We start from the raw sequence: 16,677 nt of genomic DNA, 5'->3' as shown, positions 1-16,677 counted from the left end.
GGGTGCGTTATCCTGCGGCGGTCACCGTAAGGCGCCGCCTGTGTCCATCGAAGAAGCCCTGCTCCCCGATAGCGACGAGAAGCTGAGCGCTGAACGCGCCTACGAGCTCTACTGGGCCGAACTGCTCGGCGATGATCCGCGCTTTCACTGCGTGGGCACCGGGTGCCATGCGCCGCTCACCTGCGCCTGCCTGAAAAAGCCGGAACAAACCCTGCTCATCCGCCCCTACTTTCGCTCGTTCCGGCTCGAAGATCATGCGGCCACCTGCGAGGTGATCAACGCGCCCGGCGCATCGAAAAGGCCGAAGACCCCCGACATCTTCGAGGCCGAACGCCCCGCCAACCATTTCACCCCCACCACGCCCCCTGTAGGAGCGCGCCTGCGCGCGAAAAGCCAACAGCGCGGCGACGCAACACCCCCGGCGCACGCCCATGCACCCCCACAGGGCCGCACGGCAAGCCACTACTACCGCCTGTCCTCGCTCGTACAAAAGTTCCTCGAACACCGCCGCGACAACGACCTGGCCGAAGCCGAGGTCACCATCGGCGGCGAAACCACCACCTATGCGGCCCTGTTCCGCAACGTGTACCGGCAGAAGGTCGCCGACTATTTGCAAACGCGTGCGGTGTGGTGGGGCACGGCATCGCTGCGTGCCACGAAGGACGGCGGCTACTACCTGCGTTTCTCGCGCCCGTTCCGCCATGGCGACGAGCTGCTGAAGCCGACCATGACGCTCACGAGCAAGGACATCGACGCGTACCCCGTGCGCAAACTGCTGCGTGCACGCCTGGACAAGCTCATCGCCGAGCACGATGGCTACTGCGTGGTATTCGCCTGGGCCAAACCGTGGATGCCCAAGGATGCGGACAAGCCATTCGTGCGGTTCTACCTGGATAATCTCGACCATATCGACGTGCGCAGCCCCGAGATCCTCGAGGAACTGAAGAACACCTCGCGCATTGCCACCGCTGACCACTGACCGTTGCCATGCCCCGCAATCGACGCCTGCGCCTGCCCTTCGTTCGCCACCCGCGCGATGCATCGCACGAATTCGACGATGCCAGCTATGACGGTGGGGTTTCCGGTGGTGCGTATACCCGGCATATCGTGCTGTTCGTCATTGCCGCGATCGTATTTGCGGCGGTGCTGCGCTGGCTGCTCTGACTCGCCACCCCTCGTCCAAATTTGAGTAATTTGACGACGGACCGGATTTGTCCGAGACAAAATGCAATCGATTGCACATTTCACATGGTGTATACCCCTTTAGGGGGTAGGCGCAGGTCCTTGCGTGCGCAATGCTTCGATCCTCATCCGATATGGAGAGGGTCGGCCATGTACCGCGCCGAGACAGCCTGTCCCGTCAGAATCCCGCAGACGCCTACGCTGGTCATCGACCTCGCGCAGCGTTCGGCCGCGCTCGACAGGCCATCGGAAGGCATCCAGGTACAGGCGCTGCGCGATCGTCTGGCACTGACGGAAATCGTCTTGGGCCCGGACGATGGTGCCGGCGATGACCTGCTGCTGGTCTACAGGACCGTCGGCCCGGCTGATCCGGGGGCAGGTGCCATCCTGTTCCGCCGCGCACTGACCGACACCGATATCGTGCACCCGCCCGCCGTTCGCAGCCTGGCCCAGGTGTTGTTCGATACCCTGCGGACAGAGCAGCCCAATGCCCCGCTGATGGCCCACGTAGCCATGGCGCTGCGTGCCATCGTGCCCGCCCCCTCGCGCGAAGATACCGGCGCGGTCCGCGGTGGCCTGGCCAACTGGCAGGAACGCCGCGCGCTCGCCTTCATGGAACAGCGGCTGGACCAGAGCTTCCCGGTCTCCGACGTGGCGGATGCCTGCGGGCTCTCGGTCAACCACTTTTCCCGCGCGTTCCGGCGCAGCCTGGGCAAGCCGCCGCACCGCTGGCTGCTGGACCGGCGCATTGCCCGGGCGAGGGAGCTGCTGCAGACCACGGAATTATCGCTGGCGGATATCGCCCTGGCCTGTGGCTTCGCCGAGCAGAGCCATTTCACCCGGGTATTCACCCGGCTGGTCGGCATGCCCCCCGGCGCCTGGCGGCGGGCTGCGGAGTAAAAATTCCAAACGCGGCCGGTTATTTGCAAAGACACCCGGTTTCAGTCAATTCCCTCTGGCCGCAGGCTGCGTATGATGGCCGCCATATTATCGCGGCAGGACCCATCCCATGAGCGCGGAAACCGCAAGCCAATGAGCGGCGAACCCACCACACCCGCCGCGACCCTGCACCTGGGCCGGGACCTGATGCTCGCCGGATCGCGCCTGCGCGACGCGGTGGGCCGCCGCGCCCAGCGCGAGTTCGGCATCACCGCCCTGCAAGGCGACATGTTGCTGCTCCTGGCCGCCCACGGCAGCATGATTTCGACCGAGCTGGCGACCACGTGCGGGGTCAACGCCAGCACGGTGACCCACGCCGTGGATGCCGGTATCGAACGTGGCCTGATGAAGCGCACCCGCAACGAGGCCGACCGGCGCCTCGTGGATATCGGCCTGACCCCTGCTGGCAAGCGCATGGCGGAGCGCGTACGTGCCCTCATCGCCGACGTGGCCCGGAACGCGCTTGAGGGAGTCGGTGCGCCGCACCTGCTGGTCCTGGCGGAAAGCCTCGCCCAGGTCAGCAAGAACCTCGACCGCGACTAGACGGCGCGGCGGCCCAGGATCAGGTGCAGGCCGAACAGGGTGAAGATCGCCCCGGCCCCACCATCGATCCAGCGGCTGGCCCGCACGTAGCCGCGGCGCATTGCCGGCAGCGCGAAGATGGCCGCCACCACGCCGAACCACAGCGCCGTCTCGATCGTCACCATGGCCCACAGCCCCCAACGGGCCCCCGCGGTTACGCCCTCGCCGATAAAGGCCGAGAAGATCGAGGCAAAGTAAATGGCTGCCTTGGGGTTGGCCAGGTTGGTCAGCAGCCCACGCAGCAGCGCGCGGCCCGGGCTGGAATCACGCACATCCACGACGGGGACGGCGGCATCCGGCTTGGCCTTCCAGGAGGCACGGAGCATCTGGATGCCCATCCAGCACAGGTAGGCACCGCCCGCGATGGCGATACCGCGCTCCAGCCAGGCCAACCGGTGCAGCAACAGCTGGAGCCCCAGCAGGGCCAGCGCGGCCCACACAGCCACACCCAGGGCGATGCCGACGACCCCGGCCGCAGCCTCGCGCCGTGACCGGCTGGCGGCCAACTGGCTGACGAAGAAGAAATCCGGCCCAGGCGTCACAAGCGCCACCAGCTGGACCACCGCCAAGGTAAGAAAGATGTGTCCCATACCCCCATTCTATGTATGGGCGCGCTTGCGCGCGAGCGCGCCCCTTCAGGGGGTGCGGGCTTTTTTGGCGGTGCGCCTTGCCCCCACGCCCCTGCTCCCGTAACCTCGCGTTTTTTAAAGCGGTCACGGGGCTACCCCCGGCCTTTGAAGGGGTACGTCACGATGCTGGGTCTGCTGGGCCACGTTCTGTTTGGCCTGTTCGGTTTGGCGGTGCTCGTGGGCATCGCGTTCTGCTTCTCCAACAACAAGCGCTCGGTGGACTGGAAACTGGTCGCCACCGGTATCGCCCTGCAGATCGCCTTCGCCGCCGTCGTGCTGAAGGTGCCGCTGGGCCGCGATGTGTTCGATGCCATCGCTACCGGTTTCGTGCGCCTGCTCGATTACGTGGAAGTGGGCTCGCGCTTCATCTTCGGCAGCCTGCTCGATACCGACAAGTTCGGCGTCATCTTTGCCGTGAAGGTGCTGCCCACCATCATCTTCTTCGCCGCCCTCACCGGCGTGCTGTACCACCTGGGCGTGATGCAGCAGATCGTGAAGGGCATGGCCTGGGTGATCACCAAGGTCATGCGCGTCTCCGGCGCGGAAACCACCAGCGTCTGCGCCAGCGTGTTCATTGGCCAGACCGAGGCACCGCTCACCATCAAGCCGTACATCGAGCGGATGACCCAGGCCGAACTCATGACGGTCATGATCGGCGGCATGGCGCACATCGCCGGCTCCGTCATGGCCGCTTACGTGGCCATGCTGGGTGGTGATGACCCGGCCTCGCGCATGTTCTACGCCAAGCACCTGCTTACCGCATCGGTTATGGCCGCGCCGGCCACCATGGTGCTGGCCAAGATCCTCGTGCCCGAAACCCAGGAGCCGCTCACCCGCGGCACCGTGAAGATCGATGTGGAGAAGACCACGGCCAACGTGATCGATGCGGCCGCCACGGGCGCCGGCGACGGCCTGAAGCTCGCGCTGAACGTCGGCGCCATGTTGCTGGCCTTCATCGCCCTTATCGCGCTGATCAACGGCCCGGTGCAGTGGGTGGGTACGATCGGCGGCGAACACAGCATCAACGCGTGGCTCTCGGCCAACGCGGGCCACCCGGTCACCTTCAGCCTCGAAACGATCTTCGGCTGGGTGCTGGCGCCTGTCGCGTGGCTTATCGGCGTGCCCTGGCATGACGCGACCATCGTCGGCAGCTTCATCGGTGAGAAGGTCGTCATCAACGAGTTTGTCGCGTACGCCGACCTGGCCAAGCACCTGCCTGACCTGATGCCGGAAAGCCGCCTGATCGCGACCTACGCGTTGTGCGGCTTCGCCAACTTCTCGTCCATCGCCATCCAGATCGGCGGCATCGGCGGCCTGGCCCCGAACCGCCGCGCCGACCTGGCCCGCCTCGGCCTGCGCGCCGTGCTCGGCGGCTCCATCGCCACCTTCATGACCGCCACCATCGCTGGCGTGCTGGAGCGCTTCTGATCCATGGCCGGCATCCGCCTGCTGGTGGTTGGCGGATATAGCGAGGAGGAGCGCTGGCGCGTGCCGCGCCTTCCTCGCGCAGGCGAACCGGTTCATGCCGAAAGCTTCGAACGCCGCCCCGGGGGCAAGGCGTTCCATCAGGCGGTGGCTGCGGCCCACGCGGGCACTGCTACCGGCCTGATCGCCGCGATCGGCGATGACGTGATTGATCCCGCCGGGTTGCCACCGCTCGTGGATTCGCGCTGGCAGGTCGTCGCCGGCATGCGCACGGGGCGCACGGGACTGTTTGAGGATCCGCGTGGGCAGACGTTGGCCGTGCTCTCCTCCGGCGCCAACGATCATCTTGATGCGGCGTTCGTGGCCGCGCAGGGCGATCTGTTCGAGGATGCGTCCGTGCTGCTCGCCTCGGCGGAGGCCAACATCGATACCGTGGCTGCTGCGCTGGAGTTTGCTGGCGCCCGGCGCCTCCTGCGCGTCTTCGATCCTGGCCCGCTACCGCCGCGGCTATCGGTGCGTGAGTTCGCCAGCACCGATGTGCTGCTGCTTGGCCTGCACGAGTTCGCACAGGCCTGCGGGCGCTTCCTCAATATCGATATCACCGCCCAGGCCGTCACCGGCATGGACGATACGACCATCAACGCCCTCGCCCGCCGCCTCTGCGCCGGCACGGTGGTGGTCTCGCTCGACAGGAGCTGCCTGGTCTCCCACGGTGCGGACCGGCATGACGACCATGCGGATGTTTACCGCGTGCCTTCGTGCGGCCACGGTGACGCGTTCAAGGGCACGCTGGCGGCACGCCTGACCATGCCCGGCGCATTCCGCGATGCGCTCACCGCTGCCTGCGAACGCTCCCTGTAGGAGCGCGCCCGTGCACGTCAGGGCTTGATCTTGATCTCGTAGAGGTTCGCCCAGCGCTTGCCGGTGACGAACAGGCGGTCGTGCTTCTCGTCGTAGGCGATGCCATTGAGTACCGCGTCCGGGTCGTTGCCGACGTGTTGCTGTGCGACCAGCGGTGCCAGTTCGATCCAGTCGATGACATGGCCGGTCTTCGGATCGATGCGCGCGATACGGCTGGTCTGCCACACGTTGGCGTAAATCACGCCTTTCACCCACTCCAGCTCATTGACCTGCTGCACGGGCTCGCCGTGGTCGGTCACCGTGATGCTGCCTGTCGGCTGGAACGTCTCCGGGTCGAGCACACGGATCACCGGCGTGCCGTCGCTCATGTAGAGGTGCTTGGCGTCCCGCGTCAGTGCCCAGCCTTCGCCGGGGTAACGTAGCGTGCCCTTCAGTTCGAAGGACGTGCGGTCATAGAGGAAGCCCACGCCCTGCTGCCAGGTGAGCTGGAGCAGATAGGGCCCGGCGAAGATGATGCCTTCGCCGAAGTAGCCCTTGGGCACCTCGCGTTGCTGCACGATCTCGCCTGTCTCCAGGCGCACCTTGCGTACGCCGGCGCCTTCGTACTCACCGGTCGCTTCGTAAAGGTACCCGTCGTCGTAGAACAGGCCCTCGGTGAAGGCCTTCGGATCGTGCGGGTAGCGATGGACCACCGTATAGCCGCGCACTGGCGTGGAGTCTTTCGCGCAGGCCGAAAGCGGAGCGGCCGCTGCGATGGCGAATGCCACCGCAAGATGTATCGATGTCAGGGTCGTTCGCATTCGAAAGCCGTTCTGTAGGAGCGCGCTTGCGCGCGATGGAGGGTGAGGCAAGATCCCATCGCGTGCAAGCACGCTCCTACAACGGGCCAGGGCGGGGTACACCCTGACCTTACGGGCTTAGCCGTTCTTCTTCAGCCATGCATCCACGGCCGGCAGGCGCTGGTCGCGAACCATCACGCGGTAGCGGATGTTCGCCACCGTGGTCTCGGCATCGCGGCGTGAGCCTTCGGCAATGTACTTCGTGGCGAACGCCTGCACCTTGTCGATCATCTTCAGGTCCAGCGCGCTGGTAGCGATCGCCGGGTAGTAGCGGGCGGTGGAGGTCGAATCGACGAACTTGTCGACCTGATCCTTGTGCGCCACGGCGAAGTCGAAGGCCAGCTCCGGATGCAGGCGCGATACGCCGCGGATCAGCGCGGCGCTGTTGGTCGCACCCGGCTCGTCGGTCAGCGAAAGATCCAGCGCGCGCTTGGCCAGGGCTTCGTCGCGGGCCGCCGACAGCATGCCGTACAAGCGGTCCTTCACAAGCGGGGTCTTCTCCGCCTTGGCCTGTTCGTGCAGCTTGTCCCAGGTGGCGCTGTCGGCGTTCGTGGCCACCACGCCCAGGATCACCTTGCGCAGCTCGGGCGGCATGGTGTTCTTGGTGTAGCGGTCACGCGCCTCGGCCACGACCTTCGCATCGCCCAGGAAACCCAGGGTGCCGATCAGGTGCGAGCGCAGGATAGCGACCGGGGCTTCTTCACCCTGCTTCGCTTCCCAGCCGATCTGGTCGAGCTTGGGCGAGAGACGGCTGATGGCGTACTTGCGGAACGCCGCCTGGCGCTTCGCATCGCCTTCGTAATACGCATCGAGGCTCGACAGATCGGTGGCGATTTCATCCCACAGCTGCGGCGTAGCGTCCAGCGGCGCGGCCTTGATCAGGTCGAGCACATCGGAGGTCGGCTGCAAGCCCACCATGCCTTCGGCCCACGTATCGCCCATGACGCCCAGCTGGTCGATCGGCTCGAGCTTGGCAAACGCGGCCTGCAACTGCTTCGTCTGCGCCGGTGCATACAGCGTGCGGTAGTAACCGGTCTGGCCGGCGTTGACGATCACCGGGCCGCAACCGGCGACGGTCAGCGTGCCCTTGCCATCGAGCAGCGTGGAAGCGGCGGCGCCGCCCACGGTCTTGGCGATGACCGGCACGTGCCACGCCAGCGGCTTCTTGTCCGGGCGATCGCGGGTGAACTCACCCTGCGACAGGGTCAGCGTGGTCGAGCCGTTGGCGCAGGACACCGATTCCACCTTCACCAGCGGGATGCCCGGCTGAAGGGTGAAATCGTGGGCGATCTGCGTCACCGGTTTGCCAGCGGCCGCTTCGATTTCCTTCCACAGATCATCCGACACCGTGTTGCCGTAAGCGTGGGCCTTGATGTACGCCTGCACGCCCTTGCGCCATGCATCCGGGCCGACATAGGCCTCGAGCATGCGGATGACGGATTCGCCCTTGGCGTAGGTGATCGCATCGAAGGCCTGGCTGGCCTGCTCCACCGTTTCCACGTGCTGCACCACCGGGTGCGTGGTGGCGATGGCGTCGCGGCTCATCGCACCCTCGCGCGTATCCACGGCGTCGAGGTTGGTGTGCCATTCCGGGTGAAGGCGCTCGGTGGTGCGCGAAGCCAGCCACGAGGCAAAGCCTTCGTTCAACCACAGGTCATCCCACCAGCGCATGGTGACGAGGTCGCCAAACCACTGGTGCGCCATTTCATGCGCCGCGGTGTTGAAGACTTCCTGCTTGTCGGCCTGCGTGGAAATGCTCGGGTCGAGCAGCAGCGCGTATTCGAAGGTATAGATCGCGCCCCAGTTCTCCATCGCGGCGAAGAACTGGCTCTGGCCCGGGCTGGCGATGTTATCCAGCTTCGGCAGCGGATACGGCACGCCGAAGTAATCGTTGTATTCCTTCAGCACGGCACTGCCGGAGTCCAGCGTGAACTGCGCCTGGGAGGTGAGGCCCTTCTGCGTGATGACGCCGATCTCGACGCCTTCGCTCTTGGTGGTGATGCGATCGAACTCGCCGGCACCGAAGAACACCAGGTACGTGGACATCTTCGGCGACTGGTTGAAGGTCCACTTCACCAGGCCGTTGCCGACATCCTTCTTCGAGGCGGCCGGCATGTTGCTCACCGCCATGTCTTGCGACGGCACCGTGGCATCCAGCGTGAACGTGGCCTTGTAGTTCGGCTCATCCCACGACGGGATGAAGCGGCGGGCATCGGAGTTTTCGAACTGCGTGTACAGCGCGCGCTTCTTGCCCGAGGCCTTGGTGTCGTAATCGATCGCGAACAGGCCGTTGGCCTGCGTACCGATCTTGCCCGTGTAATCCATCGACAGGCGGTAAGCACCCGCCGGCAGCGGCTTGTCGAAGGTGAACGTCGCCGTCTGGTTTTCGGCATCGATCGAGACCTTCGGCGCGCCGAACGCGCCCTTACCCTTCGCGGGGGCGAGCTTCACGTTGGCGAAGGTCATGTCGATCGCGTTCAGCGTGATCGTCGCGGTGGGTTCGAGCACATCGATGCTGATGGCGACCTTGCCATCGAAGGCGAGCTTGTCGGCATGCGGCACCACGGAGACGTCGTAGTGCGACGGGCGCACGGTACGCGGCAACTGGGTGGGGGCCTGCTGGGCGTCGGCGGCGCCGGCGAGGGTGGAAAGGCCGGCGAGCGCAAAGGCGATCGCGCTGACGAGAGTTTTACGCATGGGGAACCCCTGGTGGTGGACCGTGCGATGGTCAGCCCAAACCCGGGGATTTAGTAGCGCCGGAAGTCATGTTCGCAGATTAATGCGAATGGATAGCGGGGTGGGGAATGCCCTTTACCAGAACCGCCACCACCGCCGTTTCTCCAGCTTTTTCAGCGCCTTGAGGTGCCCCCTCGCCGACGCCTTCCGATACCACGCGCGGGCAATGGCCGCATTCCGCGGTACCCCATCGCCGTTATCGTGCAGCACGCCCAGCTCGTACTGGGCCTCCGGCAGGCCCTGGCCCGCCGCGAGCCGTAACAGCCGCAGCACTTCCTCGATGTTGCGTGGCACGCCACGCCCCCCATCGATCATGCGGGCCAGCGCGTACTGCGCCTGCGGGTGGCCCCGTTCGGCCGCCAGCGCCAGCCAGCGCACGGCATCCGGATCGTTGCGGGCCACGCCATCGCCGGTGGCCAGGCGCATGCCCAGCTGGTACTGGCCGGCGGCGTCCTGTGGGCCCGTGGCGGCCTGGCGGGCAGATACCTCCGGGTTGGCGGCCTCTGCATCCAGTTCAGCCAGGCGCTGTTTGGCTTCGTTATCGCCCTGCTCCGCGGCACGGCCAAACCAATAGCGGGCCTGCTCGCGATCGGCGGCCAGGCCACTGGCTTCCAGGTACATCTTGCCCAGGGTGAACTGGGCGATGCTGTTGCCCAGCTCGGCCGCACGCCGGTAATGGTGTGCCCCCATCGCCGCATCGCGCGGTACGCCCACGCCATCGACGTACATGTGCGCGATGCTGCACAGGGCATCGGCGTAGCCCCGGGTGGCCGGGTCGCCGCGCTCGATCGCCTTGTTGTAGAAGGCGAACGCCAGCTCCGCATCACGCGGGACGCCGCGGCCGAAATAGTGCGACACACCCAGGTTCACGCAGGCCTGGGCATGGCCCTGGTCGGCCGCCATGCCCCACCAGTGCAGGGCCTGCTCGCGGTCGGCAGTGACCCCGTGGCCGCGCGCGTAGAGGGTGCCAAGGGCGCACTGGGCTTCGGCATGGCCCGCATCGGCAGCGCGGCGCAACCATTCGGCGGCTTCGCCCGTATCGCGCAGCACGCCATGGCCTTCCGCATACTGCATGGCCAGGCGGAACTGGCCATCGAGGTGGCCCTGTTCGGCGGCACGGCGCAGCCAGTGGGCCGACCGGGTACGGTCCTGCGCCACGTGTTCGCCATCGAAATACATGACGCCGACGCGAAACTGCGCCTTCGCATCGCCAAGCTGGGCTTCTTTTTCCAGCCTGCCGAATTTTTGCAGCGCGTCCATTTCCGCGACGAACCGATGGTCGCCGAGCGCGCCGCCCCTTGTGCATTCCGACATCCCGTTCCCCTGCAAAACGCCTGTCGTCGTTGTGGGGGCATCATAAGTGGTTGGAGGGCATTGGGATATCGGCAATTTCGGATAGCCTGTGGCGTCCCGTGCCGCCCCGCGCGGTGCCCGTGTCCACGGCGCCTTCACGGGGCGCGCGTTATTTGCCTCGCCGATCCACTTATGAACCTGAGCCATGCCTACTGATCCCCTGGTCGTACTCCTTGTCGAGGACGACGACGCCATCCGCGAAATCTCCGCCATGATCCTGGAGGGCGAGGGGATTACCGTGCATACCGCCCAGAATGGCGATGAGGCCGAACGCTGGCTGGAGACCGGTACCGCCGACATCCTGTTTACCGACGTGCGCATGCCCGGCACGGTGTCCGGCCAGGAACTGGCGATGCGGCATGCCGACATGCGCGTGCTGGTGAGTTCGGGCGAATTGCGCGAGCAGCACGACTGGCTGCTGCCGCGCATGGAGTACCTGGCGAAGCCGTATGACCGGAAGACGTTGCTGGCGACGTTGGCGAGGTTGGCGGCGAGCTGAGGGGAGCGGATCGCGCGCAAGCGCGCTCCTGCAGGGGGCCGGGGCCAGGGTCAGGCGCGGTCGATCACCTTGTTGATCTTGCCGTTGGCGAAGCCGAATTCGGTGGTGCCCTGCATCTCGATGATCGTGCCCGCGCGCGGACCCTCGGGGATGTCTTCGGCGATCTCGCCGCGGAAATCGATCGTGGCGACCAGGTCGCTGCCACGCTCTTCAACGGAAACGATGGTCTGCTCGCGCGCGGCGAACAGTTGCGCGCCCACGCGGGCCAGCTTCTCCAGATCCGCCTTGCCATTGGTGGCCACGCTCAGTTCGCCGCCCTGGTGGTGCTCGAAGCGCACGTCATCGGTCAGCGCCGCGAGCATGGCGGGAATATCGAAGTGGTTGTACGCGGCAAGGTAGATCTCGATCAGTTGCCGGCGTGCGGTATCGATCATGACGGTCTCCGTGGGCGCTTACATGGCGTGGCGCCGGCGCAGGAAATCGATGAAGACGCGCAACTTCCTGGGCATGTGCACACGGCTGGGATAGTACAGGTGGAACGCGCCAAAGGTAGGCCAATAGTCCGTTAGTACCGGTACCAGCGTTCCATTCGCGAGATCGCCCGCCACGATACCCTCGAGATGACAGCACACGCCCAGGCCCTCGCGGGCCGTGGCCAGCAGCAGGTCGCCATCGTTGCTGATGATGGCCGGCCGGGCCTCCACTTCAATGATCCTTCCGTCCATGGCGTACTCCCAGCGCTCCGGGCTGCGGTCGTGATCAAGCCGGATGCAGGCGCAGCGGTGTCTCAGCAGATCGGCGGGCGTCTGCGGCGCGCCATGGGCGGCGACGTATGCCGGTGAGGCGAATGTTGCCACCCGCTGCGGCGGGCCGATGGGTACCGCCACCACATCATTGGCCAGGCTCTCGCCCAGGCGGAATCCCGCATCGAAACCCATGGCCACCAGGTCGATGAAGCGGTTCTCACAGTGCATCTCCACCACGACATCCGGGTAGGCGCGCGCGAAATCGGCCAGGTGCGGCACCACCACGATGTCGGCCACGACCTTGGGCAGGTTCAGGCGCAGCACGCCGGCCGGCGCCTCGCGTGAATCGTTCACCGCATCGACCGCGCGCTCGATGGCGCCCAGCCCGGCCCGGGCCTCTTCGAGGAACCGCTGGCCGATCTCGGTGACACCCACGCGGCGAGTACTCCGGTCGAGCAACCTCACCCCCAGGCGGCCTTCCAGCGCGCGGACGCTCTGTGACAATGCCGAGGGCGACACCCCCAGCTCACGGGCCGCGCGAGTAAAGCTGGCGTGGTGGGCCACACGGGCAAACGCCGCGATGGCGGGCAGGAGGTCGTTCGGCACCGTTGGCACTCCATTGTGAAGCCAGGCTTCAAAGCGTATGCGCGCAAGATCCGTATATCCAGCACTATCGAAGCGCCTAAGGTGTGCACATTCCCCCACACCCGAGGCACCCGATGGCTCTGCAACTCGATAGCTACACCACCCTGGGCCGCTCCGGCCTGCGCGTCAGCCCGGTGTCGCTCGGCACCATGACCTTCGGCGAGGGCTGGGGCTGGGGCGCCGGCGAGTCCGAATCCCGCACCATGCTCGATACGTACCTGGAGCGCGGCGGTAACTTCATCGATACCGCCAACTTCTATACCGGCGGCACGTCCGAGACGCTGCTGGGCAAGTTCCTGGAAGGCCGCCGCGATCGCGCGGTGATCGCCACCAAGTACAGCCTCAACACCGAACCGGGCAACGTGAACGCGGGCGGCAACCACCGCCGCAACATGGTCCGCGCGGTGGAGGCCAGCCTGAAGCGCCTGGGTACCGATTACATCGACCTGTACTACCTGCACGTCTGGGACTACACCACGCCCGTCGAAGAGATCATGCGTGGCTTCGACGACCTCGTGCGTTCAGGCAAGATCGTCTACGCCGGTATCTCCGATGCGCCGGCGTGGCAGGTCTCGCGCATGCAGATGCTCGCCGAGCTTCGTGGCTGGGCTCCGTTCGTCGCGTTGCAGATCGAGTACAGCCTGATTGAACGCACCGTCGAACATGATCTGTTGCCGATGGCCGACGCCCTGGGCCTTGGCGTCCTGGCGTGGTCGCCGCTGGGCAGCGGCGTGCTCACGGGCAAGTACAGCCGCGCGGATATCGAAGCCAACAAGGGCAAGGACATGTTCAACGGCGGCCGCGCGGCGGTGGCCGCGAACATGGGCGCGCTCAGCGAGCACAACCTCGATATCGTGGAAGTGCTGAAGGAAGTGGCCGAGGACGTGGGGCATTCACCCGCGCAGACGGCGATCGCGTGGCTTCTTGCGAAGAAAGCACCGCGCGTGATCCCGATCCTTGGTGCGCGCACCGCGAAGCAGTTTGAAGAAAACCTGGCGGCGCTCGATGTCACGTTCACGCCGGCGCAGATGCAACGGCTTGATGAGGCAAGCGCGATCGATCCGATCTTCCCGCACCGCTTCCTGCCGATCGTGCAGGCATCGGTCAGCGGTGGCGCCTCGATCGAGCGCGGCTGGTAAGCCAAAGTGTCCGGCCGGTGTCCGCGGACACCGGCCGTGCTACCGCGGGCCGCAATGCAACGTGCTGGCCCGCGCCTTGCAATGGCGATATCCGGATCACTACGGAGACGCCACGCATGGCACACGTTCCACGGATGCTCGTACTTGCCTCACTCGTCGCCACCGCTACGATGGCTCACGCCGATGAGCCGCCACCGTTGCGTTACACCATCACCCCGGTGCTGGTGAAGGATCAGCTCACGGCGCTCGATATATCGCTTGATACCGAGGCCGTCGCCGATGGACAGCTGCTGCTGCGAATCGGCACACCCGCGCGGGACGTGCGAGCCAACACGGCGGCGGATACCACGACCCGTGGCTACATCAAGCTGACCGCCACGGCGCGCGCGCCCATCAGCCTCCGCTATCGCATCGCCGGCAACGCCAACCTGGCGGGAGACCGGGAGGACGGCGCGTACCTCACCGCGGACTGGAGCAACAACCCCTGCCCGGCCATCCTTGCCGTGCCGGATGCATGGGTTCCGCGACGGATCGCGTTGGAATGGAAGCTGCCCGAGGGCTGGCGCGGGTTGTCCAGCCTGCCCGCGGACCGGCCCGTGGATGCAGAGTCCCTCGCTAATGCGGCGTGCCTGGTGGGCCGCCATATCGTCGATATCACGCGACCGCTGGGCCGTTCGGCGACATTGCACGCCTACACCACCGATGCCGCCGGTTCGGCACGACTGATCGATGCAGCGGCGGCAGCCCTGCGCCCGTTCGCGATAGCCGCGGGCGGCGACGCCATCGATTTCCCGATGTATATAAGCACCGTTCCAGTCAGCGGGCATGTGTTTAGCGCCTGGAGCAGCGGTCCTTTCATGCTCGTCGTACAGCAGCGTGATGCCCCCGGCACAGAGCTCGCCGATCCGCTGATTGAAGATTACATCCGTGCGCTCGCACCGAAAGACGCCCGCCCGGCGCAGGCCTGGTACACGGATGGGCTACGCACCTATCTCGCGCTGAGCGAGGCCTCGACAGCGCAGGCCCTGCCCCGGAAAGAACTGGCGGCCTACCTCGACCGGATGAGCGCCGACTATGGCAACTCGCCGTTCCGCCGCGCCAGCAACGCGCAAATCACGGCGGACTGGCAGCGCGCCCCGCCTATCCAGGCCATCCCGCACCAACGCGGCCTGCTGTTCGGTTGGCTGCTCGATGACCGGCTGCGCGCCGACACGGGTGGCAAAACGAGCATGGCCGACGTGCTGCGCGGGATGAACCCGGAGGAGCCCGACCCGATGGGTGCGCTGATTGCCGCAGTCAGGGCGGCTGGCGGTGGCGACATCACCCCGCTGGTCGACAAATACATCGTTCGCGGCGAACTGCTGCAATTGCCACCCGATGCGCTGGGGCCGTGCATGTCGGTCACCACCCAGGCCGATATGTACGGCTGGCAGGTACAGCACATCGCCGATACCTGCACCCCATGATCATCGCCACGCCATCGAACCGGTAGGAGCCCACCCTGTGGGCGACGCCTTTCGCGAGAGCGCCGCAGGACCTGTCGCCGTATCGCGAAGAGCGTCGCCCACAGGGTGGGCTCCTACTGGTAGGCGCGGTCGTAACCTGGTCTGGTTTGCCGGAATCCGGTAACGCGACTATGGTGCAGCCTTCCGTCCCGTCCCGAGCACCTCGATGAGCCAAACGCAGGAATCCAGCCCCGACCACCTCCGGCGCAGCCTTTCCAACCGCCACCTGCAGCTCATCGCCATCGGCGGCGCCATCGGCACCGGGTTGTTCATGGGCTCGGGCAAGACCATCAGCCTGGCGGGCCCATCCATCCTGTTCGTGTACCTCATCATCGGCGTCATGCTGTTCTTCGTCATGCGCGCCATGGGCGAGCTGCTGCTCTCCAACCTCAATTACAAATCGTTCATCGATTTCTCGACCGATCTGCTCGGCCCCTGGGCCGGTTTCTTCTGTGGGTGGACGTACTGGTTCTGCTGGATCATCACCGCCATCGCAGATGTGATCGCCATCGCGAACTACGCGCAGTTCTGGTTCCCATCGCTGGCACCGTGGATACCGGCGGTGCTTTGCGTGCTGTTGCTGCTCGCGCTCAACCTCACCACCGTGCGCCTGTTCGGTGAGCTGGAGTTCTGGTTCGCCTTGATCAAGATCATCGCCATCTGCGCGCTGGTGGTCACCGGCTTTGGCATGGTGGCGTGGGCGTTCCACTCGCCGGATGGCCATGTCGCCTCGCTGGCCAACCTGTGGAACGACGGCGGCATGTTCCCCATGGGCATCAACGGGTTCTTCGCCGGGTTCCAGATCGCGGTGTTCGCCTTCGTCGGCATCGAGCTGGTCGGCACCACGGCGGCGGAAACCGCCGACCCGGAACGCAACCTGCCCAAGGCGATCAACTCGATCCCCGTGCGCATCATCATTTTCTACGTACTCGCGCTCGTGGTGATCATGTCGGTCACACCGTGGCGCCAGGTGCTGCCGGGCAAGAGCCCGTTCGTGGAATTGTTCGTGCTCGCCGGCATCCCGGCCGCCGCGAGCCTGATCAACTTCGTCGTGCTCACCTCGGCGACCTCGTCGGCGAACAGCGGCATCTTCTCGACCAGCCGCATGCTTTACGGCCTGGCCGAAGAAGACCACGCACCGTCGGCGTTCAAGCGCCTCTCGAAGGCGGCGGTACCCTCGCGTGGCCTGCTATTCTCGTGCGTCTGCCTGCTGGGCGGCGCGATGCTCGTCTACGTCGTGCCGAACCTGGTCACCGCCTTCACCCTGGTGACCACGCTCTCCGCCATTCTCTTCATGTTCGTCTGGTCGCTGATCCTTTGCTCGTACATGGCGTACCGGAAGAAGCGCCCCGAACTGCACGCGGTGTCGTCGTACAAGATGCCCGGCGGTGTGTTCATGTGCTGGGTGTGCCTCGCGTTCTTCGCCTTCGTGCTGGTGTTGCTCACGCTGGAATCGGATACCCGCCAGGCGCTGATCGCCAGCCCGGTGTGGTTCGCGATCCTTGGCATCGCGTATTTCCTTCGCCGGAAACGCGTACGCGCATAACCCTGTCATGTAGGAGCGCACCCTGTGCGCGACACGTTTCGCATAGGCGCT

The 16,677-nt window shown here is 65.7% G+C and carries 16 protein-coding genes; 10 read left to right on the top strand and 6 right to left on the bottom strand.

Features of this window, described 5'->3' with window-relative positions:
• Nucleotides 1-40 precede the first annotated feature (40 nt).
• The 4 genes from L2Y97_RS03665 (at nucleotide 41) to L2Y97_RS03650 (ending at nucleotide 2,664) form a co-directional block, all read left to right on the top strand.
• Nucleotides 41-979 carry a hypothetical protein gene (locus L2Y97_RS03665; protein ID WP_247433124.1) on the top strand — a complete coding sequence of 313 codons (939 nt, stop codon included), beginning with the start codon at nucleotides 41-43 and terminating at the stop codon, nucleotides 977-979.
• A gap of 8 nt (nucleotides 980-987) precedes the next feature.
• On the top strand, nucleotides 988-1,164 hold the full coding sequence (locus L2Y97_RS03660) for a hypothetical protein (protein ID WP_247433122.1): 177 nt from the start codon (nucleotides 988-990) through the stop codon (nucleotides 1,162-1,164).
• A 168-nt stretch (nucleotides 1,165-1,332) separates the two neighbouring features.
• Entirely contained in the window at nucleotides 1,333-2,082 is a 750-nt protein-coding gene (locus tag L2Y97_RS03655) for a helix-turn-helix domain-containing protein (RefSeq protein WP_247433119.1), read from the top strand.
• A 132-nt stretch (nucleotides 2,083-2,214) separates the two neighbouring features.
• The gene (locus tag L2Y97_RS03650) at nucleotides 2,215-2,664 is read left to right on the top strand and encodes a MarR family winged helix-turn-helix transcriptional regulator (RefSeq protein ID WP_247433116.1); all 450 of its coding nucleotides are present in this window, start codon (nucleotides 2,215-2,217) and stop codon (nucleotides 2,662-2,664) included.
• Here L2Y97_RS03650 and L2Y97_RS03645 read toward each other — a convergent pair.
• Complete coding sequence (locus tag L2Y97_RS03645) at nucleotides 2,661-3,293, bottom strand: homoserine/threonine efflux transporter (RefSeq protein WP_247433113.1); 633 nt, start codon at nucleotides 3,291-3,293, stop codon at nucleotides 2,661-2,663. The two genes, L2Y97_RS03650 and L2Y97_RS03645, sit on opposite strands and share 4 nt — an antisense overlap.
• 162 nt (nucleotides 3,294-3,455) lie before the next feature.
• Between L2Y97_RS03645 and L2Y97_RS03640 the strand changes: the two genes are divergently transcribed.
• Together L2Y97_RS03640 and L2Y97_RS03635 are read left to right on the top strand one after the other, a co-directional pair.
• A complete protein-coding gene (locus L2Y97_RS03640; protein ID WP_247433110.1) occupies nucleotides 3,456-4,760 on the top strand; it encodes a NupC/NupG family nucleoside CNT transporter in 1,305 nt (434 codons plus the stop codon).
• A 3-nt stretch (nucleotides 4,761-4,763) separates the two neighbouring features.
• Nucleotides 4,764-5,618, top strand: a complete 855-nt coding sequence (locus L2Y97_RS03635; RefSeq protein ID WP_247433107.1) for a PfkB family carbohydrate kinase — start codon at nucleotides 4,764-4,766, stop codon at nucleotides 5,616-5,618.
• A 17-nt stretch (nucleotides 5,619-5,635) separates the two neighbouring features.
• On the opposite strand, the gene L2Y97_RS03630 is transcribed toward L2Y97_RS03635, so the two are convergent.
• The 3 genes from L2Y97_RS03630 to L2Y97_RS03620 all read right to left on the bottom strand — a co-directional run bounded on the left by L2Y97_RS03630 (nucleotide 5,636) and on the right by L2Y97_RS03620 (nucleotide 10,507).
• A complete protein-coding gene (locus L2Y97_RS03630) occupies nucleotides 5,636-6,418 on the bottom strand; it encodes a glutaminyl-peptide cyclotransferase (RefSeq protein WP_247433104.1) in 783 nt (260 codons plus the stop codon).
• Between the two features lie 117 nt (nucleotides 6,419-6,535).
• Nucleotides 6,536-9,154, bottom strand: coding sequence for a M1 family metallopeptidase (locus L2Y97_RS03625; protein ID WP_247433102.1), 2,619 nt, complete (start codon nucleotides 9,152-9,154; stop codon nucleotides 6,536-6,538).
• Nucleotides 9,155-9,268: 114 nt separating this feature from the next.
• A complete protein-coding gene (locus L2Y97_RS03620; protein WP_247433099.1) occupies nucleotides 9,269-10,507 on the bottom strand; it encodes a tetratricopeptide repeat protein in 1,239 nt (412 codons plus the stop codon).
• A gap of 184 nt (nucleotides 10,508-10,691) precedes the next feature.
• On the opposite strand from L2Y97_RS03620, the gene L2Y97_RS03615 reads away from it, so the two are divergent.
• Nucleotides 10,692-11,045 (top strand): response regulator, encoded by a 354-nt coding sequence (locus L2Y97_RS03615; protein ID WP_247433096.1) that lies wholly within the window; start codon nucleotides 10,692-10,694, stop codon nucleotides 11,043-11,045.
• 50 nt (nucleotides 11,046-11,095) lie between these two features.
• On the opposite strand, the gene L2Y97_RS03610 is transcribed toward L2Y97_RS03615, so the two are convergent.
• Nucleotides 11,096-11,479, bottom strand: coding sequence for a nuclear transport factor 2 family protein (locus L2Y97_RS03610; protein WP_247433093.1), 384 nt, complete (start codon nucleotides 11,477-11,479; stop codon nucleotides 11,096-11,098).
• 18 nt (nucleotides 11,480-11,497) lie between these two features.
• Entirely contained in the window at nucleotides 11,498-12,397 is a 900-nt protein-coding gene (locus L2Y97_RS03605) for a LysR substrate-binding domain-containing protein (protein WP_247433090.1), read from the bottom strand.
• Nucleotides 12,398-12,510: 113 nt separating this feature from the next.
• Here L2Y97_RS03605 and L2Y97_RS03600 point away from each other — a divergent pair, with 113 nt between their 5' ends.
• The 3 genes from L2Y97_RS03600 to cycA all read left to right on the top strand — a co-directional run bounded on the left by L2Y97_RS03600 (nucleotide 12,511) and on the right by cycA (nucleotide 16,626).
• Nucleotides 12,511-13,575 (top strand): aldo/keto reductase, encoded by a 1,065-nt coding sequence (locus L2Y97_RS03600; protein ID WP_247433089.1) that lies wholly within the window; start codon nucleotides 12,511-12,513, stop codon nucleotides 13,573-13,575.
• 116 nt (nucleotides 13,576-13,691) lie between these two features.
• The gene (locus L2Y97_RS03595; RefSeq protein WP_247433086.1) at nucleotides 13,692-15,041 is read left to right on the top strand and encodes a hypothetical protein; all 1,350 of its coding nucleotides are present in this window, start codon (nucleotides 13,692-13,694) and stop codon (nucleotides 15,039-15,041) included.
• A 205-nt stretch (nucleotides 15,042-15,246) separates the two neighbouring features.
• Nucleotides 15,247-16,626, top strand: a complete 1,380-nt coding sequence (cycA, locus tag L2Y97_RS03590; RefSeq protein WP_247433084.1) for a D-serine/D-alanine/glycine transporter — start codon at nucleotides 15,247-15,249, stop codon at nucleotides 16,624-16,626.
• Nucleotides 16,627-16,677: the final 51 nt, after the last annotated feature.

This window comes from Luteibacter aegosomatissinici (genome assembly GCF_023078495.1).
GTDB classification, from domain to species: Bacteria; Pseudomonadota; Gammaproteobacteria; order Xanthomonadales; family Rhodanobacteraceae; genus Luteibacter; species Luteibacter aegosomatissinici.
This window is presented reverse-complemented; position numbering and strand designations above follow the sequence as displayed.

Coding starts and splice junctions, on each gene's coding strand:
- cycA (WP_247433084.1), top strand. CDS start 15,247: ATGAGCCAAACGCAGGAATCCAGCCCCGACCACCTCCGGCGCAGCCTT.
- L2Y97_RS03600 (WP_247433089.1), top strand. CDS start 12,511: ATGGCTCTGCAACTCGATAGCTACACCACCCTGGGCCGCTCCGGCCTG.
- L2Y97_RS03640 (WP_247433110.1), top strand. CDS start 3,456: ATGCTGGGTCTGCTGGGCCACGTTCTGTTTGGCCTGTTCGGTTTGGCG.
- L2Y97_RS03630 (WP_247433104.1), bottom strand. CDS start 6,418: ATGCGAACGACCCTGACATCGATACATCTTGCGGTGGCATTCGCCATC.
- L2Y97_RS03660 (WP_247433122.1), top strand. CDS start 988: ATGCCCCGCAATCGACGCCTGCGCCTGCCCTTCGTTCGCCACCCGCGC.
- L2Y97_RS03615 (WP_247433096.1), top strand. CDS start 10,692: ATGCCTACTGATCCCCTGGTCGTACTCCTTGTCGAGGACGACGACGCC.
- L2Y97_RS03610 (WP_247433093.1), bottom strand. CDS start 11,479: ATGATCGATACCGCACGCCGGCAACTGATCGAGATCTACCTTGCCGCG.
- L2Y97_RS03655 (WP_247433119.1), top strand. CDS start 1,333: ATGTACCGCGCCGAGACAGCCTGTCCCGTCAGAATCCCGCAGACGCCT.
- L2Y97_RS03635 (WP_247433107.1), top strand. CDS start 4,764: ATGGCCGGCATCCGCCTGCTGGTGGTTGGCGGATATAGCGAGGAGGAG.
- L2Y97_RS03650 (WP_247433116.1), top strand. CDS start 2,215: ATGAGCGGCGAACCCACCACACCCGCCGCGACCCTGCACCTGGGCCGG.
- L2Y97_RS03645 (WP_247433113.1), bottom strand. CDS start 3,293: ATGGGACACATCTTTCTTACCTTGGCGGTGGTCCAGCTGGTGGCGCTT.
- L2Y97_RS03595 (WP_247433086.1), top strand. CDS start 13,692: ATGGCACACGTTCCACGGATGCTCGTACTTGCCTCACTCGTCGCCACC.
- L2Y97_RS03625 (WP_247433102.1), bottom strand. CDS start 9,154: ATGCGTAAAACTCTCGTCAGCGCGATCGCCTTTGCGCTCGCCGGCCTT.
- L2Y97_RS03620 (WP_247433099.1), bottom strand. CDS start 10,507: ATGTCGGAATGCACAAGGGGCGGCGCGCTCGGCGACCATCGGTTCGTC.